The following is a 16110-nucleotide window of genomic DNA, read 5'->3' as shown; positions in this document are numbered from 1 at the left end:
ACAGCCGAACAGCCCGTCCGGGATCACAGTGAACTACGGGCGGGGGGTATCCGGCAACGCGGCACTGAACACCGTTGTCATGTCTCCTGACCTGCGGAAACGAAGCGCAGGTCAGGGCATGCTCAGGTGCGGTGCAGCAGCCAGCCGTGCCAGGCGGACTCGATCATCTCGCGTACCCCTCGCCGTGCGCTCCAGCCGAGCGTCTCGGCGGCCCGGGCGGCCGAGGCCACCGACACGGGCGCGTCCCCGGGGCGCCGGGGCTCCACGATCGCGGGCCGTCGGTCTCCGGTCACCTCGCCGATCACCGTGACCATCTCGCGCACGGACACGCCCTCACCGCGACCGATGTTGACCGTCAGGTCACCGCTCAGGTCGCCCTCGGACAGCCGCCGGGCCGCCGCGAGATGCGCCTCGGCAAGGTCGGACACATGGATGTAGTCACGGACGCAGGTGCCGTCCGGCGTCGGGTAGTCGTCGCCGAAGATCCGCGGGGCCTCGTCGCGGGTGAGGCGGTCGAAGACCATGGGCACGATGTTGAAGACTCCGGTGTCCGCGAGCTCCGGCGCCGCGGCCCCGGCGACGTTGAAATAGCGCAGGCACACGGTGGAGATCCCGTGCGCCTGTCCGGCGGCCCGCACCAGCCACTCCCCGGCGAGCTTGGTCTCGCCGTAGGGGTTGACGGGGGCGCAGGGCGTCTCCTCCGTGATCAGTCCCACATCGGGGTTGCCGTAGACGGCCGCCGACGAGGAGAAGAGGAATCGTTCCACACCGGCTTCCGCGACCGCCTCCAGCAGCGTCGCGAGCCCACCGACGTTCTCCTGGTAGTAGCGGATCGGCTGCGCCACCGACTCGGCGACCTGCTTGCGCGCCGCGAGATGCACCACACCCGTCACCGCGTGCTCGGCCAGCACCCGCTTGAGCAGGCCGCCGTCCAGCGCGGAGCCCCGGACCAGCGGCACGTCGGCGGGAAGCCGCGCCGGCACGCCTGCCGAGAGGTCGTCCAGGACGAGCACCCGCTCCCCGGCCCCTGTCATGGCCCGCGCCACATGCGCCCCTATGTATCCGGCACCGCCGGTGATCAGCCACGTCATGGTCGTCCACCCTATGCCGACGCACCCGGACCCTCACGATGTCCTGGATGTCCGCTCTGTGGGGCACGGTTTGTGGGCGGAGGCCCGGATCACCGATGATGATCGCGGCAAAGGCCGGGGGAGGCACTGTTGATCGGTCCGTTAACGGGCGGTGAACGCAGCCTTCTTGGCATCCGATAGCCTCTGCCGACATGCCGCCCGCCTGGTCCAGCCAAGGGGCGCCCCCATCGTGCACATGACCGGCGCCCGCGCGTCGGCACTCAGGGAGTGAGTTCGGTTGTCGACCGCCATCCTCACCGGTCAGCCGGTCCCCGGATCGTCGATCGAGGGTGATCTGCGGTCCCTCGGATTCGAGGTGCAGGTCGCCGCGGACGCCGCCGACGCCGAACGGCTGGTCGCCGAGGCACCCGGCGACCAGCGCGTCGCACTCGTCGACGCCCGCTTCGTCGGACACATACACGCTCTGCGCCTGGGCCTCACCGACCCCCGCTTCTCCCTCGCCGCGCTGCCCGGCGCCGTCACCGCACAGCCCGACGGCCGGGCGACCCTCACCAGGGCGCTGGCCCGCGAGAACTCGTCGGGCGGCGGCACGGCGGTCGCCGTGGACAGCCTTCCCGACCGCCTCGTCACCGCGCTGGCCGACGACGGCGCCGAGGTGTACCGCCCCGAGCTCGGCAGCCTGGTCGCCGCTGTCCCCGCCGACCCGCAGGCCCGCAACGAGGCACGGCAGGCCGTCGCGGACGTCGACGACGAGGCCGTACGCCTGAAGTCCGCCGTGAAGTCCCGGGACGGGTTCTTCACCACCCACTTCATCAGCCCCTACTCCCGCTACATCGCCCGCTGGTGCGCCCGCCGCGGCCTGACCCCGAACCAGGTCACCACGGCCTCCCTGATCACCGCCCTCATCGCGGCGGCCTGCGCGGCGACCGGTACGCGCGGCGGCTTCATCGCGGCGGGCGTCCTGCTGATCGCCTCGTTCGTCCTGGACTGCACCGACGGCCAGCTCGCCCGCTACTCCCTGCAGTACTCCACGCTCGGCGCCTGGCTCGACGCCACCTTCGACCGCGCCAAGGAGTACGCCTACTACGCCGGCCTCGCCCTCGGCGCGGCCCGCGGCGGCGACGACGTATGGGCCCTCGCCCTCGGCGCGATGATCCTCCAGACCTGCCGGCACGTCGTCGACTTCTCCTTCAACGAGGCCAACCACGACGCGACCGCCAACACCAGCCCGACGGCGGCCCTTTCGGACAAGCTCGACAGCGTCGGCTGGACGGTCTGGGTACGGCGGATGATCGTGCTGCCCATCGGGGAGCGCTGGGCGATGATCGCGGTGCTCACGGCGGTCACGACTCCGCGGATCACTTTCTACGTCCTTCTCGTCGGCTGCGCCTTCGCGGCGACGTACACCACGGCGGGCCGGGTGCTGCGGTCGCTGACCCGCAAGGCGCAGCGCACGGACCGCGCGGCGCAGGCGCTGGCGGACCTGGCGGACAACGGACCGCTGGCCGGCCTGCTGGCGCGTGTCTCGCTGGCCCCTCTCGGAGGACCCCGGGCGGCTGTGGCGCTGGCGGGCACGGCGATCCTGGCCCTCACCCTGTTCTCCGGGGACACCTGGGCGACCGTCGGCAGTGCCTTGGTCTACGCGATCGCCGCCGGTCAGGCCCTGTACCGCCCCCTCAAGGGCGCCCTCGACTGGCTCGTCCCCCCGCTCTTCCGCGCCGCCGAGTACGGCACCGTCCTGGTGCTGGCGGCCCAGGCGGACGTGAACGGAGCCTTGCCTGCGGCTTTCGGCCTGGTGGGCGCCGTCGCCTACCATCACTACGACACGGTGTACCGCATCCGCGGCAACGCCGGAGCGCCCCCGGCCTGGCTGGTGCGCGCTGTCGGGGGGCATGAAGGACGGACGCTGCTCGTCACCGTCCTGGCCGCCGCGCTCACCGCCTCGCAGTTCACGGTCGCGCTCACGGTGATGGCCGTGGCCGTCGCCCTGGTGGTGGTCGTCGAGAGCATTCGTTTCTGGGTGTCCGCTGGGGCGCCCGCCGTACACGACGAAGGAGAACCCGCATGATCGGCCTCGTGCTGGCGGCCGGCGCCGGTCGGCGTCTGCGCCCCTACACCGACAGCCTCCCCAAGGCTCTGGTGCCGGTGGGCCCCGCGGGCATAGAGGGCGAACCGACGGTTCTCGACCTCACCCTCGGCAACTTCGCCGAGATCGGTCTGACCGAGGTCGCGGTCATCGTCGGCTACCGCAAGGAGGCCGTGTACGAGCGCAAGGCGGCACTGGAGGCGAAGTACGGCCTCAAGCTCACCCTCATCGACAACGACAAGGCCGAGGAGTGGAACAACGCCTACTCCCTGTGGTGCGGCCGTGACGCCCTCAAGGACGGTGTGATCCTCGCCAACGGCGACACCGTGCACCCGGTCTCCGTCGAGAAGACGCTGCTCGCCGCCCGCGGCGAGGGCCGGCGCATCATCCTCGCCCTGGACACGGTGAAGAACCTCGCCGACGAGGAGATGAAGGTCGTCGTCGACCCCGAGCGGGGCATGACGAAGATCACCAAGCTGATGGACCCCGCCGAGGCCACCGGCGAGTACATCGGGGTCACCCTCATCGAGGGCGACGCCGCCCCCGAACTGGCCGACGCGCTGAAGACGGTCTGGGAGACCGACCCGCAGCAGTTCTACGAGCACGGCTACCAGGAGCTCGTGAACCGCGGCTTCCGTATCGACGTCGCGCCGATCGGTGACGTCCCGTGGGTGGAGATCGACAACCACGACGACCTCGCCCGTGGACGGGAGATCGCGTGCCGCTACTGACAAGGCTGATTCCCTCGCCGGTCGTCGTGGACATCCGCCCGGGTGCCCTCGACGACCTGGCGGGCGTGCTCGCCGACGAGCGCATTTCGCACTCCGGCAAGCTGGCCGTCGCCGTCAGCAACGGCTCCGGCGCCAAGCTGAAGCAGCGGATTGCTCCCGCCCTGCCCGGCGCCACCTGGTACGAGGTCGGCGGCGGCACCCTCGACGACGCGATCCGGCTGGCCGGCGAGATGAAGGCCGGCCACTACGACGCGGTCGTCGGACTCGGCGGCGGCAAGATCATCGACTGTGCCAAGTTCGCCGCGGCGCGCATCGGCCTGCCCCTGGTCGCCGTACCGACGAACCTCGCACACGACGGCCTGTGCTCTCCCGTGGCGACCCTCGACAACGACGCGGGCCGCGGCTCCTACGGCGTGCCCAACCCGATAGCGGCCGTCATCGACCTCGACGTCATCCGCGAGGCCCCGGTGCGCTTCGTGCGCGCCGGCATCGGCGACGCGGTCTCCAACATCAACGCGATCGCCGACTGGGAGCTGGCGAACCGCGTCAAGGGCGAGAAGATCGACGGACTCGCGGCCGCCATGGCCCGCCAGGCCGGCGAGGCCGTGCTCCGCCACCCCGGCGGCGTCGGGGACAACGACTTCCTCCAGGTACTCGCCGAGGCCCTGGTCCTCACCGGCGTCGCGATGTCGATCTCGGGCGACTCACGGCCCGCTTCCGGCTCGTGCCACGAGATCAACCACGCGTTCGACCTGCTCTACCCCAAGCGCGCCGCCGCCCACGGCGAGCAGTGCGGCCTGGGCGCGGCCTTCGCGATGTACCTGCGCGGAGCCCACGAGGAATCGGCGTACATGGCCGAGGTACTGCGCCGGCACGGACTTCCGGTGCTGCCGGAGGAGATCGGCTTCACGCCCGCGGAGTTCGTCCGCGCCGTGGAGTTCGCTCCGCAGACCCGCCCCGGCCGCTACACCATCCTCGAACACCTCGACCTCAAGACCGACCAGATCAAGGACATCTACACCGACTATGTCAAGGCCATCGGTAGCTGAACTCCGTCCGGTCGTCCACCCCGCAGGGGTCAAGGACCGGCGCAGCGGTGAGCACTGGATGGGACGCCTCTACATGCGTGAGGTGTCCCTGCGGGTGGACCGCTACCTGGTGAACACCAGGGTCACGCCCAACCAGCTCACGTACCTGATGACCGTCTTCGGCGTCCTCGCGGCCCCGGCCCTCCTGGTGCCGGGGATCCCGGGGGCCGTGCTCGGTGTGGTGTGCGTCCAGATGTATCTGCTGCTCGACTGCGTCGACGGCGAGATCGCGCGCTGGAAGAAGCAGTACTCGCTCAACGGCGTCTACCTGGACCGCGTCGGCGCCTACCTGACCGACGCGGCCGTGCTCGTCGGCTTCGGCCTGCGCGCCGCCGACCTGTTCGGCAGCGGCCGTATCGACTGGCTGTGGGCCTTCCTCGGCACGCTCGCCGCGCTCGGCGCGATCCTCATCAAGGCCGAGACCGACCTCGTGGGCGTCGCCCGGCACCAGGCCGGCAAGCCGCCCGTGCAGGAGGCCGCCGCCGAGATGCGCTCCTCCGGCATGGCACTGGCCCGCAGGGCCGCCTCCCTGCTCAAGTTCCACCGGCTGATCCTCGGCATCGAGGCGTCCTTGCTGATCCTGGTCCTGGCGGTCGCGGACCAGGCGCGCGGCGACCTGTTCTTCTCGCGGCTCGGTGTCGCGGTGCTCGCCGGGATCGCCCTGCTCCAGACCCTGCTGCACCTCGTGTCGATCCTCGCCTCCAGCAGGCTGAAGTGAGCACCGGCATGAAGGTCGGCGCCGTCATCATCACCATGGGCAACCGGCCCGAGGAGCTGCGTGCCCTGCTCGACTCGGTCGCCAAGCAGGACGGTGACCCGGTCCAGGTGGTCGTCGTCGGCAACGGCTCGCCCGTCCCGGACGTCCCCGACGGCGTCCGGACCATCGAGCTGCCCGAGAACCTCGGCATCCCCGGCGGTCGCAACGTCGGCATCGAGGCCTTCGGCCCCAGCGGTCGCGACGTCGACATATTGCTTTTCCTGGACGACGACGGCCTCCTCCCGAACCACGACACCGCCGAACTGTGCCGCCAGGCCTTCACGGTCGACCCGAAGCTCGGCATCGTCAGCTTCCGTATCGCCGACCCCGACACCGGGGTCACCCAGCGCCGGCACGTCCCCCGGCTGCGGGCCGCCGACCCGATGCGCTCCTCCCGGGTCACCACCTTCCTCGGCGGCGCCAACGCCGTACGCACCCAGGTCTTCGCCGAAGTCGGCGGCCTCCCGGACGAGTTCTTCTACGCCCACGAGGAAACCGACCTGGCATGGCGGGCCCTCGACGCGGGCTGGATGATCGACTACCGGTCCGACATGGTGCTGTACCACCCGACGACCGCGCCCTCGCGGCACGCGGTCTACCACCGCATGGTCGCCCGCAACCGCGTCTGGCTCGCCCGCCGCAACCTGCCCGCGCTCCTGGTCCCGGTCTACCTCGGCGTCTGGATGCTGCTGACGCTCGCGCGCCGCCCCTCGCGGCCCGCCCTGAAGGCATGGTTCGGCGGCTTCCGGGAAGGTTGGAGCACGCCCTGCGGACCGCGCCGCCCGATGAAGTGGCGTACCGTCTGGCGCCTGACGCGACTGGGCCGGCCCCCGGTCATCTGACAAGCTCGTTGCCGAGAGCGGCGGCCGCGGCACGGCCCACGCTCGTGCCCTGCCCGAACAGGCCGCGCATCCCAAGCAGCCCGAAGCAGTCCGCAGCATCCCGAAGCATCCGAAGAGGAAAGCTATCCATCCAGTGAGTGAGACAACGCACGAAGACACGGTCGCGCTGAGCGCGTCCGCGTCGCCCGACGAGGGCCTCACGGCGGCGCAGCTCGCCGGCCGGTACGGCCTGACCGTGAGTGGTGCCAGGCCCTCGCTCGTCGAGTATGTCCGCCAGCTCTGGGACCGGCGCCACTTCATCCTCGCGTTCTCGCGGGCGAAGCTGACCGCACAGTACAGCCAGGCCAAGCTCGGCCAGCTGTGGCAGGTGGCGACGCCGCTGCTCAACGCGGGCGTGTACTTCTTCATCTTCGGCGTCATCCTGGACGCGAGCCGGGGCATGTCGAAGGACGTGTACATCCCGTTCCTGGTGACGGGTGTCTTCGTCTTCACCTTCACGCAGAGCTCCGTCATGGCGGGCGTACGCGCCATCTCCGGCAACCTCGGCCTGGTCCGCGCGCTGCACTTCCCGCGGGCCTCCCTGCCGATCTCCTTCGCGCTCCAGCAGCTCCAGCAGCTGCTGTTCTCGATGGTCGTGCTGTTCGCCGTGGCCATCGGTTTCGGCCACTACCCGGATCTGTCCTGGGCCCTGATCGTCCCGGTGCTGATCCTGCAGTTCCTCTTCAACACCGGCCTGGCGCTGATCATGGCCCGCGCGGGAGCCAAGACCCCCGACCTGGCGCAGCTCATGCCGTTCGTGATGCGTACGTGGATGTACGCGTCCGGCGTGATGTTCTCGATCCCGATCATGCTGGCCGACAAGCCGCAGTGGCTCGCGACGGTGCTCCAGTGGAACCCGGCGGCCATCTACATGGACCTCATGCGCTTCGCCCTGCTCGACGACTACGGCGCCGAGAACCTGCCCGACCACGTCTGGGCGGCCGCCGGCGGCTGGGCCGCGCTCTTCGCGCTCGGCGGCTTCGTGTACTTCTGGAAGGCGGAGGAAAGGTACGGCCGTGGCTGAGGACACCCGGGACGAGCAGACCCCCACCGTCATCGCGGACGAACTGCACATCGTCTACCGCGTCAACGGCGCCAAGACCGGCAAGGGCAGCGCGACCGCCGCGCTGAGCCGGATCCTCAAGCGAGGCTCCGACGACGCCGCGCGCGGTGTGCGCAAGGTGCACGCCGTCAAGGGCGTCTCCTTCGTCGCCTACAAGGGCGAGGCGATCGGCCTGATCGGCTCCAACGGCTCCGGCAAGTCGACCCTCCTGCGCGCCATCGCCGGCCTGCTGCCCGCCGAGAGCGGCCGCGTCTACACCCACGGCCAGCCCTCCCTGCTCGGCGTCAACGCGGCCCTGATGAACGATCTGACCGGCGAGCGCAACGTCATTCTGGGCGGGCTCGCTATGGGCATGTCCCGGGAGCAGATCAAGGAGCGCTACCAGGAGATCGTCGACTTCTCCGGAATCAACGAGAAGGGCGACTTCATCACCCTTCCGATGCGCACCTATTCCTCCGGCATGGCGGCCCGGCTGCGCTTCTCCATCGCCGCCGCCAAGGACCACGACGTCCTCATGATCGACGAAGCCCTCGCCACCGGTGACCGCAAGTTCCAGAAGCGCTCCGAGGAACGCATCAGGGAACTGCGCAAGGAGGCCGGCACGGTGTTCCTCGTCAGTCACAACAACAAGTCGATCCGTGACACCTGCAACCGCGTCCTGTGGCTGGAGCGCGGCGAGCTGCGCATGGACGGCCCGACCGACGAGGTCATCAAGGAGTACGAGAAGTTCACCGGCAAGTAGTCCACCGCGCCCCGGACGAAAGTCACCGCTCCGCTTGACCGGGCCCCGCCGGAACTGTTCCGGCGGGGCCACACGTCTGCAAAGGAAACGTCAACTTCGGCGCTCCTTAGGAATCTTGGGGCCAATCGGTGTGTTGTTGTGATGTGCAGGACACCCCGACGATCCATGCCGCGTTGTACAACGTAAGCTGTACCGGTGCCGAATCGCGGCAAGTGGGGCGATAATGCGCGACACCCGATCACTGGGGCGCCGCGCGGACGGCTGGGCGGCGTGTCCGAAATAGTGTGTATTGGGTCGGCGGTGTAGAACGGGAGATGTGACGGCGATGGCTACGGAGACTCCCCAGCTCAGCGCAGCACGTGCCGTCCCCGCCTCGGGCAGGCCGCGATGACGGAGACCGGCACGACGCGCCCCGGAGTGACGGAGCGCGAAACGCTCGACAAGGCCGCGGCGGAGAACTTCCCCGTGGCTCCGTTCTTCCTGCCCAAGGACTGGCGCACCGACCTCATGGCGGTGTACGGCTTCGCACGCCTGGTCGACGACATCGGCGACGGCGACCTGGCCCCCGGCGGCGCCGACGCCGCACTGCTCGGCGTGTCCCCCGAGGAGGCCGACGACCGGCTGCTCCTGCTGGACGCCTTCGAGGCCGACCTGAACCGCGTCTTCTCCGGAGAGCCACGCCATCCGTTGCTGCGCCGCCTCCAGCCCACGGTCCGCCGCCGCTCCCTCACCCCCGACCCCTTCCTCGGTCTGATCGCCGCCAACCGCCAGGACCAGCTCGTCACCCGCTACGAGACCTACGACGATCTGCTCGCCTACTGCGAGCTGTCCGCCAACCCCGTCGGGCGTCTCGTGCTCGCTGTCACCGGCACCTCCACCCCCGAGCGGGTCCGCCTCTCGGACGCGATCTGCACGGCCCTGCAGATCGTCGAGCATCTCCAGGACGTCGCCGAGGACCTCGGCCGTGACCGGATCTATCTGCCCGCCGCGGACATGAAGCGTTTTCACGTCCAGGAGGCGGATCTCGCCACGAAAACCGCGGGCGCATCGGTGCGCGCTCTGGTTGCATACGAGGCACAACGCGCCCGCGAACTCCTGAATGAAGGCGCCCCCCTGGTGGGTAGCGTCCACGGCAGACTGAAGCTGCTGCTCGCGGGGTTCGTGGCGGGGGGAAGGGCGGCGCTCCGTGCGATCGCCGCCGCCGAACACGACGTACTTCCCGGCCCGCCCAAGCCCGGCAAGCTCCAGCTGCTGCGCGAGGTGGGCGTCGCTCTGCGAGGAGAGGGGTGATCCGGACCGTGGAGTCACCACCGCACGTGTCCGCACCGGTACTCGCCGCCTACAGCTACTGCGAGGCCGTGACCGGACAGCAGGCGCGTAACTTCGCATACGGCATCAGGCTGCTGCCGACGTCCAAGCGGCGTGCGATGTCGGCGCTCTACGCGTTCTCGCGACGCGTCGACGACATCGGCGACGGTGCGCTGGCGAGCGACGTCAAGGCCGCGAGACTCGAGCACACCCGGGCGATGCTGACCCGGGTGCGGGAGGGCTCGGTCGACGAGGACGACATCGATCCGGTGGCCGTCGCCCTCGCTCATGCCGCCGAGACCTTCCCGATCCCGCTGGGCGGCCTGGACGAGCTGATCGACGGCGTCCTGATGGACGTACGCGGCGAGACCTACGAGACCTGGGACGACCTGAAGGTGTACTGCCGCTGTGTGGCGGGCGCCATCGGACGGCTCTCGCTCGGTGTGTTCGGCACCGAGCCCGGGGCGCGCGCCGCCGAACGCGCGCCGGAGTATGCCGACACGCTCGGCCTCGCGCTCCAGCTCACCAACATCCTCAGAGACGTCCGGGAGGACGCCGAGGACGGGCGCACCTATCTGCCGGCCGACGACCTCGCGAAGTTCGGCTGCTCGGTCGGCTTCAAGGGGCCGACACCACCGGAGGGCGCCGACTTCGCGGGCCTCGTGCACTTCGAAGTGCGACGGGCCCGCGCCCTTTTCGCCGAGGGCTACCGGCTGCTCCCCATGCTCGACCGGCGCAGCGGCGCCTGTGTCGCCGCCATGGCCGGCATCTACCGCCGACTGCTCGACCGCATCGAGCGCGACCCCGAGGCGGTGCTGCGCGGCCGGGTCTCGCTGCCCGGACGCGAGAAGGCGTACGTCGCCGTCCGCGGCCTGTCCGGCCTCGACACCCGGCATGTGACGCGGCGGCCTGTCAGGAGGCGCGCCTGATGGGCGAGGTGGACAATTCGGTCCAAGGTGATGCCACCGGAGAAAAGCGGCACGCAACCCTCCGCTCCGGGACGGCGTCCCTGACTGCGACGGCCGGCCGTGCACCGTTCGAGCACCACGGCGTCCGGGCAGGGGAGGGTGTGCGATGACCGACGGACAGCGGTCCGGACGGGACGCCGTAGTGATCGGCGGCGGGCTCGCCGGTATCACCGCCGCGCTCGCGCTCGCCGACGCCGGAGTGCGCGTCACCCTGCTCGAAGGCAGGCCACGCCTGGGCGGACTCGCCTTCTCCTTCCAGCGCGGCGAACTGACCGTCGACAACGGACAGCATGTCTACCTGCGCTGCTGCACCGCCTACCGCTGGTTCCTCGACCGCATCGAGGGGACGGCGCTGGCACCGCTGCAGGATCGTCTCGACGTGCCCGTACTCGACCTGGCCCGGCCGGAGGGCCGACGGCTCGGCAGGCTGCGGCGCGACGCTCTGCCGGTGCCCCTGCATCTGGGACGCAGCCTCGCGACCTATCCGCATCTCTCGCTCGCCGAGCGGGCCGCTGTGGGGCGTGCCGCGCTCGCGCTCAAGGGGCTCGACCTCGCCGATCCGAGCCTGGACGCACAGGACTTCGGCAGCTGGCTGACCGCGCACGGTCAGTCGGCGCGTGCCGTGGAGGCCCTGTGGGACCTGGTCGGGGTCGCCACCCTCAACGCGGTCGCGGGCGACGCCTCGCTGGGGCTCGCCGCGATGGTGTTCAAGACCGGTCTGCTGTCCGACCCGGGCGCGGCCGACATCGGCTGGGCGCACGTCCCGCTGGGTGAACTGCATGACCGGCTCGCCCGCAAGGCGCTCGACTCCGCGGGCGTGCGTACCGAGGTCCGTACACGCGTCACCTCCATCTCTACTGACGAGAACGGCACTTGGAGCGTTCAGGTTCCCGGGGAGACGCTCCGGGCCGACGCGGTGGTGCTCGCGGTGGCCCAGGGCGAGGCCGTTGACCTGCTGCCGGAGGGTGCGCTCGACGCCCCCGAAAATCTTCGGGACATCGGCACCGCCCCGATCCTCAACGTCCACGTCGTCTACGACCGCAAGGTCCTCGACAAGCCGTTCTTCGCGGCCCTCGGCACGCCCGTGCAGTGGGTCTTCGACCGCACCGACGCCTCCGGGCTGCGCGAGGGCCAGTACCTCGCCCTGTCCCAGTCGGCCGCGCACGACGAGATCGACTCGCCGGTGGCCGAACTGCGCGAGCGGTATCTGCCCGAGCTGGAGCGGCTGCTGCCGCTCGCGCGCGGCGCCGAGGTGAAGGACTTCTTCGTGACCAGGGAGCGCACGGCGACGTTCGCCCCGTCCCCCGGCGTCGGGCGGCTGCGGCCCGGCGCCCGTACGAAAGCCCCCGGCCTCTACCTGGCCGGCGCGTGGACCGCCACAGGGTGGCCCGCGACCATGGAGAGTGCGGTCCGCAGTGGTGTGAGTGCGGCGGACGCCGCCCTCGCCGCCCTGGGCCGGCCCCGCCCCGCCCGTCTCTTCGAGTTCGAGGAGGCCGCGTGATGCTCGACCAGCACGGCGTATCCGGCCCCAGCACCTCCGGTACCGCAACAAGAGGAGAGACTGTGCCCACTGTGCCCCCGGCCGAGACGGCCGCTGCGAGGTCCGCGGTGGACGTGACCGCGCTCCTGGAGCGCGGCCGGACCCTGGCCACTCCGGTGCTGAAGGCGGCGGTCGACCGTCTCGCATCCCCGATGGACACTGTTTCCGCCTACCACTTCGGCTGGATCGACGCCCAGGGCAACCCCGCGGACGGAGACGGCGGCAAGGCCGTGCGCCCCGCGCTCGCCGTCCTGTCGGCCGAGGTCACCGGTGCCGCGCCCGAGACCGGCATCCCCGGCGCGGTCGCCGTCGAGCTGGTCCACAACTTCTCGCTGCTGCACGACGACCTGATGGACGGCGACGAGCAGCGCCGCCACCGCGACACCGTCTGGAAGGTGCACGGCCCCGCCCAGGCCATCCTGGTCGGTGACGCCCTGTTCGCCCTGGCCAACGAGGTCCTCCTGGAGCTCGGCACCGTCGAGGCCGGCCGCGCCACCCGCCGGCTGACCACCGCCACCCGCGCCCTGATCGACGGCCAGGCCCAGGACATCTCCTACGAGCACCGCGACCGCGTCAGCGTCGAGGAGTGCCTGGAGATGGAGGGCAACAAGACCGGCGCCCTGCTCGCCTGCGCCACCTCCATCGGCGCCGTGCTCGGCGGCGCGGACGACCGCACCGCCGACACCCTGGAGAAGTACGGCTACCACCTCGGCCTCGCCTTCCAGGCCGTCGACGACCTCCTCGGCATCTGGGGCGACCCGGAATCCACCGGGAAGCAGACCTGGAGCGACCTGCGCCAGCGCAAGAAGTCCCTGCCGGTCGTGGCCGCGCTCGCGGCGGGCGGGGCCGCCTCCGAGCGGCTCGGCGAGATCCTCGCCGCCGACGCCAAGAGCAGCGACTTCGAGAACTTCTCCGAGGAGGAGTTCGCGGCCCGCGCCGCCCTCATCGAGGAGGCCGGCGGCCGCGAGTGGACGGCCGCGGAGGCCCGCCGCCAGCACACCATCGCCATCGAGGCCCTGAACGCCATCGACATGCCCGACCGGGTGCGGGACCAGTTCGTGGCGCTCGCCGACTTCGTCGTCGTACGAAAGAGATGATCACTATCGGTCGAATAGCCCTCGCGTAGTCGCCGGCCGGTGCTGCGAGGAAAGGAAAGGCACCGGCCGACGGCGGACCCACAGCAGAGCACCACATTGCACACTGCACGAAGGGGAAGCCATGACAGCGACGACCGACGGAAGCACCGGGGCCCTGCCGCCCCGCGCTGCCGCGGCCAGCGAAACCCACCTCGAGACCCCCGTGGCGGCCGGGATACAAGAAGCCGCCGTACGTGCCGTACAGCGCGCCACTGAGCACCTGCTCGCCCGGCAGGACGCCGAGGGCTGGTGGAAGGGCGACCTCGAGACCAACGTCACCATGGACGCCGAGGACCTGCTGCTCCGTCAGTTCCTGGGCATCCGCGACGAGTCGACCACCCGGGCCGCCGCCAAGTTCATCCGCGGCGAGCAGCGCGAGGACGGCACCTGGGCCAGCTTCTACGGCGGGCCCGGCGAACTCTCCACCACCGTCGAGGCGTACGTCGCCCTCCGCCTGGACGGCGACGCTCCGGACGCCCCGCACATGGCGAAGGCCTCCGCCTGGATCCGCGCCCAGGGCGGCATCGCCGCCGCCCGGGTGTTCACCCGGATCTGGCTCGCCCTGTTCGGCTGGTGGAAGTGGGAGGACCTGCCCGAACTCCCGCCGGAGCTCATCTACTTCCCCAAGTGGGTCCCGCTCAACATCTACGACTTCGGCTGCTGGGCCCGCCAGACGATCGTCCCGCTGACGATCGTCTCCGCGAAGCGCCCGGTGCGGCCCGCGCCCTTCCCGCTCGACGAACTGCACGCCGACCCGGCCGACCCGAACCCGGCCAAGCCGCTTGCCCCGGTGGCGAGTTGGGACGGCGCCTTCCAGCGGCTCGACAAGGCCCTGCACCAGCTGCGCAAGGTCGCCCCCCGCAGACTCCGCAGAGCCGCCATGAACAGCGCGGCCCGCTGGATCATCGAGCGGCAGGAGAACGACGGCTGCTGGGGCGGCATCCAGCCCCCGGCCGTGTACTCGGTGATCGCCCTGCACCTGCTCGGCTACGACCTCCAGCACCCGGTCATGCGGGCCGGTCTGGAGTCGCTGGACCGGTTCGCCATCTGGCGCGAGGACGGGTCCCGGATGATCGAGGCCTGCCAGTCGCCGGTGTGGGACACCTGCCTCGCCACCATCGCGCTCGCCGACGCCGGTCTGCCCGCCGACCACCCGCAGCTCGTCAGGGCCGCGGACTGGATGCTCGGCGAGGAGATCGTGCGGCCCGGCGACTGGGCTGTCAAGCGGCCCCAACTTCCGCCGGGCGGCTGGGCGTTCGAGTTCCACAACGACAACTACCCCGACATCGACGACACCGCCGAGGTCGTCCTCGCCCTGCGCCGGGTCCGGCACCACGACCCCGAGCGGGTGGAGAAGGCCATCGGGCGCGGGGTGCGCTGGAACCTCGGGATGCAGTCGAAGAACGGGGCCTGGGGCGCCTTCGACGCCGACAACACCAGCCCGTTCCCCAACCGGCTGCCGTTCTGCGACTTCGGCGAGGTCATCGACCCGCCGTCCGCCGACGTCACCGCCCATGTGGTGGAGATGCTCGCTATCGAGGGGCTCTCCCACGACCCGCGCACCCGGCGCGGCATCGAGTGGCTGCTCGCCGAACAGGAGCCGGACGGCTCGTGGTTCGGGCGCTGGGGCGTCAACTACATCTATGGCACCGGGTCCGTGGTGCCCGCGCTGACCGCCGCCGGACTGCCCGCCTCGCACCCGGCGATCCGACGGGCCGTGGCCTGGCTGGAGAAGGTGCAGAACGACGACGGCGGCTGGGGCGAGGACCTGCGCTCCTACAAGTACGTCAAGGAGTGGAGCGGCCGCGGCGCCTCCACCGCCTCCCAGACGGCCTGGGCGCTGATGGCGCTGCTGGCCGCGGGGGAGCGGGACTCCAAGGCCGTCGAGCGCGGCATCGAGTGGCTCGCGAGCACCCAGCGCGAGGACGGCTCCTGGGACGAGCCCTACTTCACCGGCACCGGCTTCCCCTGGGACTTCTCCATCAACTACCACCTCTACCGGCAGGTCTTCCCGCTCACCGCCCTGGGCCGTTACGTCCATGGAGAACCGTTCTCCCGGACCGAGGCCCTCTGATGAGCCCCCAGCCCGCCATCGCCCCGCTGCTGATCGCCTGCGCCCTCGGCATCGAGCACCTCGCCCTGCGCACCGGCGAGCGCGGCGGGGCCGGCGGGCCGGTCACCCTGCTCCGGACGGGCATGGGTCCCAAGGCGGCGGAACGGTCCGTCACCCGGCGCCTGGCCGACCCGGCCCTCGCCGGGGCCGCCGTGCTGGCCACCGGCTTCTGCGCGGGACTCGCCCCCGGGATGCACCCCGGCGACCTGGTCGTCGCCGAGGAGACCCGGGACCCGGACGGAACCGTTCCGTGCGCGGAGACCGACCTGCTCGTCAAGGAGCTGGTGCGGGCCGTGCCGGGACGTACCGTGCACACCGGACCCCTCATCGGCTCCGATCACGTCGTTCGCGGTCACCCGCGGTCGGAGCTGCTCGCGACCGGCGCGATCGCGGTCGACATGGAGTCCGCGGCCACGCTCCTGAGCGCCGTGCGCGCGGGCGAGCGCCCCGTTGCCGCCGTCCGGGTGGTCGTGGACGCTCCGCAACATGAACTCGTCCGGATCGGCACGGTACGCGGTGGAATATCAGCCTTCCGCGTTCTTCGTTCCGTCCTTCCCGCTTTCTATGAATGGCACCGTTCCTTGCTGCTCCCCAGGAGGTGAGCCA

At 70.8% G+C, this 16110-nt stretch carries 15 protein-coding genes; 14 read left to right on the top strand and 1 reads right to left on the bottom strand.

Annotation, left to right across the window (positions count from 1 at the left end):
- Window positions 1-122: 122 nt before the first annotated feature.
- Entirely contained in the window at window positions 123-1091 is a 969-nt protein-coding gene (galE, locus tag ABZT93_RS09485; protein ID WP_356101265.1) for a UDP-glucose 4-epimerase GalE, read from the bottom strand.
- A 277-nt stretch (window positions 1092-1368) separates the two neighbouring features.
- Here galE and ABZT93_RS09480 point away from each other — a divergent pair, with 277 nt between their 5' ends.
- The 14 genes from ABZT93_RS09480 to ABZT93_RS09415 all read left to right on the top strand — a co-directional run bounded on the left by ABZT93_RS09480 (window position 1369) and on the right by ABZT93_RS09415 (window position 16106).
- Window positions 1369-3159, top strand: a complete 1791-nt coding sequence (locus ABZT93_RS09480) for a DUF5941 domain-containing protein (protein ID WP_356101263.1) — start codon at window positions 1369-1371, stop codon at window positions 3157-3159.
- Window positions 3156-3908 (top strand): phosphocholine cytidylyltransferase family protein, encoded by a 753-nt coding sequence (locus ABZT93_RS09475; protein ID WP_356101261.1) that lies wholly within the window; start codon window positions 3156-3158, stop codon window positions 3906-3908. Before ABZT93_RS09480 ends, ABZT93_RS09475 begins: the two co-directional genes overlap by 4 nt.
- On the top strand, window positions 3896-4957 hold the full coding sequence (locus ABZT93_RS09470) for an iron-containing alcohol dehydrogenase family protein (RefSeq protein WP_356101258.1): 1062 nt from the start codon (window positions 3896-3898) through the stop codon (window positions 4955-4957). The genes ABZT93_RS09475 and ABZT93_RS09470 overlap by 13 nt, the downstream gene beginning before the upstream one ends.
- Window positions 4935-5714: a CDP-alcohol phosphatidyltransferase family protein gene (locus ABZT93_RS09465; protein WP_356101255.1), complete on the top strand. Its 780-nt coding sequence runs from the start codon at window positions 4935-4937 to the stop codon at window positions 5712-5714. Before ABZT93_RS09470 ends, ABZT93_RS09465 begins: the two co-directional genes overlap by 23 nt.
- The gene (locus ABZT93_RS09460) at window positions 5711-6595 is read left to right on the top strand and encodes a glycosyltransferase (RefSeq protein WP_356101253.1); all 885 of its coding nucleotides are present in this window, start codon (window positions 5711-5713) and stop codon (window positions 6593-6595) included. The genes ABZT93_RS09465 and ABZT93_RS09460 overlap by 4 nt, the downstream gene beginning before the upstream one ends.
- Before the next feature lie 133 nt (window positions 6596-6728).
- Window positions 6729-7658 carry an ABC transporter permease gene (locus tag ABZT93_RS09455; protein ID WP_356101250.1) on the top strand — a complete coding sequence of 310 codons (930 nt, stop codon included), beginning with the start codon at window positions 6729-6731 and terminating at the stop codon, window positions 7656-7658.
- A complete protein-coding gene (locus tag ABZT93_RS09450; protein WP_356101248.1) occupies window positions 7651-8439 on the top strand; it encodes an ABC transporter ATP-binding protein in 789 nt (262 codons plus the stop codon). The genes ABZT93_RS09455 and ABZT93_RS09450 overlap by 8 nt, the downstream gene beginning before the upstream one ends.
- A gap of 387 nt (window positions 8440-8826) precedes the next feature.
- Complete coding sequence (hpnC, locus tag ABZT93_RS09445; protein WP_356101245.1) at window positions 8827-9729, top strand: squalene synthase HpnC; 903 nt, start codon at window positions 8827-8829, stop codon at window positions 9727-9729.
- Window positions 9726-10676, top strand: a complete 951-nt coding sequence (gene hpnD, locus ABZT93_RS09440) for a presqualene diphosphate synthase HpnD (RefSeq protein ID WP_356101244.1) — start codon at window positions 9726-9728, stop codon at window positions 10674-10676. The genes hpnC and hpnD overlap by 4 nt, the downstream gene beginning before the upstream one ends.
- Complete coding sequence (locus ABZT93_RS09435; protein ID WP_356101241.1) at window positions 10676-10825, top strand: DUF6380 family protein; 150 nt, start codon at window positions 10676-10678, stop codon at window positions 10823-10825. The genes hpnD and ABZT93_RS09435 overlap by 1 nt, the downstream gene beginning before the upstream one ends.
- Window positions 10822-12216 (top strand): hydroxysqualene dehydroxylase HpnE, encoded by a 1395-nt coding sequence (hpnE, locus tag ABZT93_RS09430; RefSeq protein ID WP_356101239.1) that lies wholly within the window; start codon window positions 10822-10824, stop codon window positions 12214-12216. The genes ABZT93_RS09435 and hpnE overlap by 4 nt, the downstream gene beginning before the upstream one ends.
- A gap of 71 nt (window positions 12217-12287) precedes the next feature.
- The gene (locus tag ABZT93_RS09425) at window positions 12288-13352 is read left to right on the top strand and encodes a polyprenyl synthetase family protein (RefSeq protein ID WP_356101480.1); all 1065 of its coding nucleotides are present in this window, start codon (window positions 12288-12290) and stop codon (window positions 13350-13352) included.
- Between the two features lie 121 nt (window positions 13353-13473).
- Window positions 13474-15465, top strand: coding sequence for a squalene--hopene cyclase (gene shc / locus ABZT93_RS09420; protein WP_356101236.1), 1992 nt, complete (start codon window positions 13474-13476; stop codon window positions 15463-15465).
- On the top strand, window positions 15465-16106 hold the full coding sequence (locus ABZT93_RS09415; protein WP_356101233.1) for a 1-hydroxy-2-methyl-2-butenyl 4-diphosphate reductase: 642 nt from the start codon (window positions 15465-15467) through the stop codon (window positions 16104-16106). The genes shc and ABZT93_RS09415 overlap by 1 nt, the downstream gene beginning before the upstream one ends.
- The last annotated feature ends 4 nt before the right edge of the window (window positions 16107-16110 follow it).

This window comes from Streptomyces sp. NPDC005303, assembly GCF_040607335.1.
GTDB lineage: Bacteria > Actinomycetota > Actinomycetes > Streptomycetales > Streptomycetaceae > Streptomyces.
The sequence above is the reverse complement of the archived record's forward strand: the minus strand, read 5'-3'. Positions and strand labels throughout refer to the sequence as shown.

What these genes read in the sequence shown, in the direction of transcription:
- galE (WP_356101265.1), bottom strand. Translation starts at nt 1,091, where the DNA reads ATGACGTGGCTGATCACCGGCGGTGCCGGATACATAGGGGCGCATGTG.
- ABZT93_RS09475 (WP_356101261.1), top strand. Translation starts at nt 3,156, where the DNA reads ATGATCGGCCTCGTGCTGGCGGCCGGCGCCGGTCGGCGTCTGCGCCCC.
- ABZT93_RS09465 (WP_356101255.1), top strand. Translation starts at nt 4,935, where the DNA reads ATGTCAAGGCCATCGGTAGCTGAACTCCGTCCGGTCGTCCACCCCGCA.
- hpnC (WP_356101245.1), top strand. Translation starts at nt 8,827, where the DNA reads ATGACGGAGACCGGCACGACGCGCCCCGGAGTGACGGAGCGCGAAACG.
- ABZT93_RS09435 (WP_356101241.1), top strand. Translation starts at nt 10,676, where the DNA reads ATGGGCGAGGTGGACAATTCGGTCCAAGGTGATGCCACCGGAGAAAAG.
- hpnE (WP_356101239.1), top strand. Translation starts at nt 10,822, where the DNA reads ATGACCGACGGACAGCGGTCCGGACGGGACGCCGTAGTGATCGGCGGC.
- shc (WP_356101236.1), top strand. Translation starts at nt 13,474, where the DNA reads ATGACAGCGACGACCGACGGAAGCACCGGGGCCCTGCCGCCCCGCGCT.
- ABZT93_RS09415 (WP_356101233.1), top strand. Translation starts at nt 15,465, where the DNA reads ATGAGCCCCCAGCCCGCCATCGCCCCGCTGCTGATCGCCTGCGCCCTC.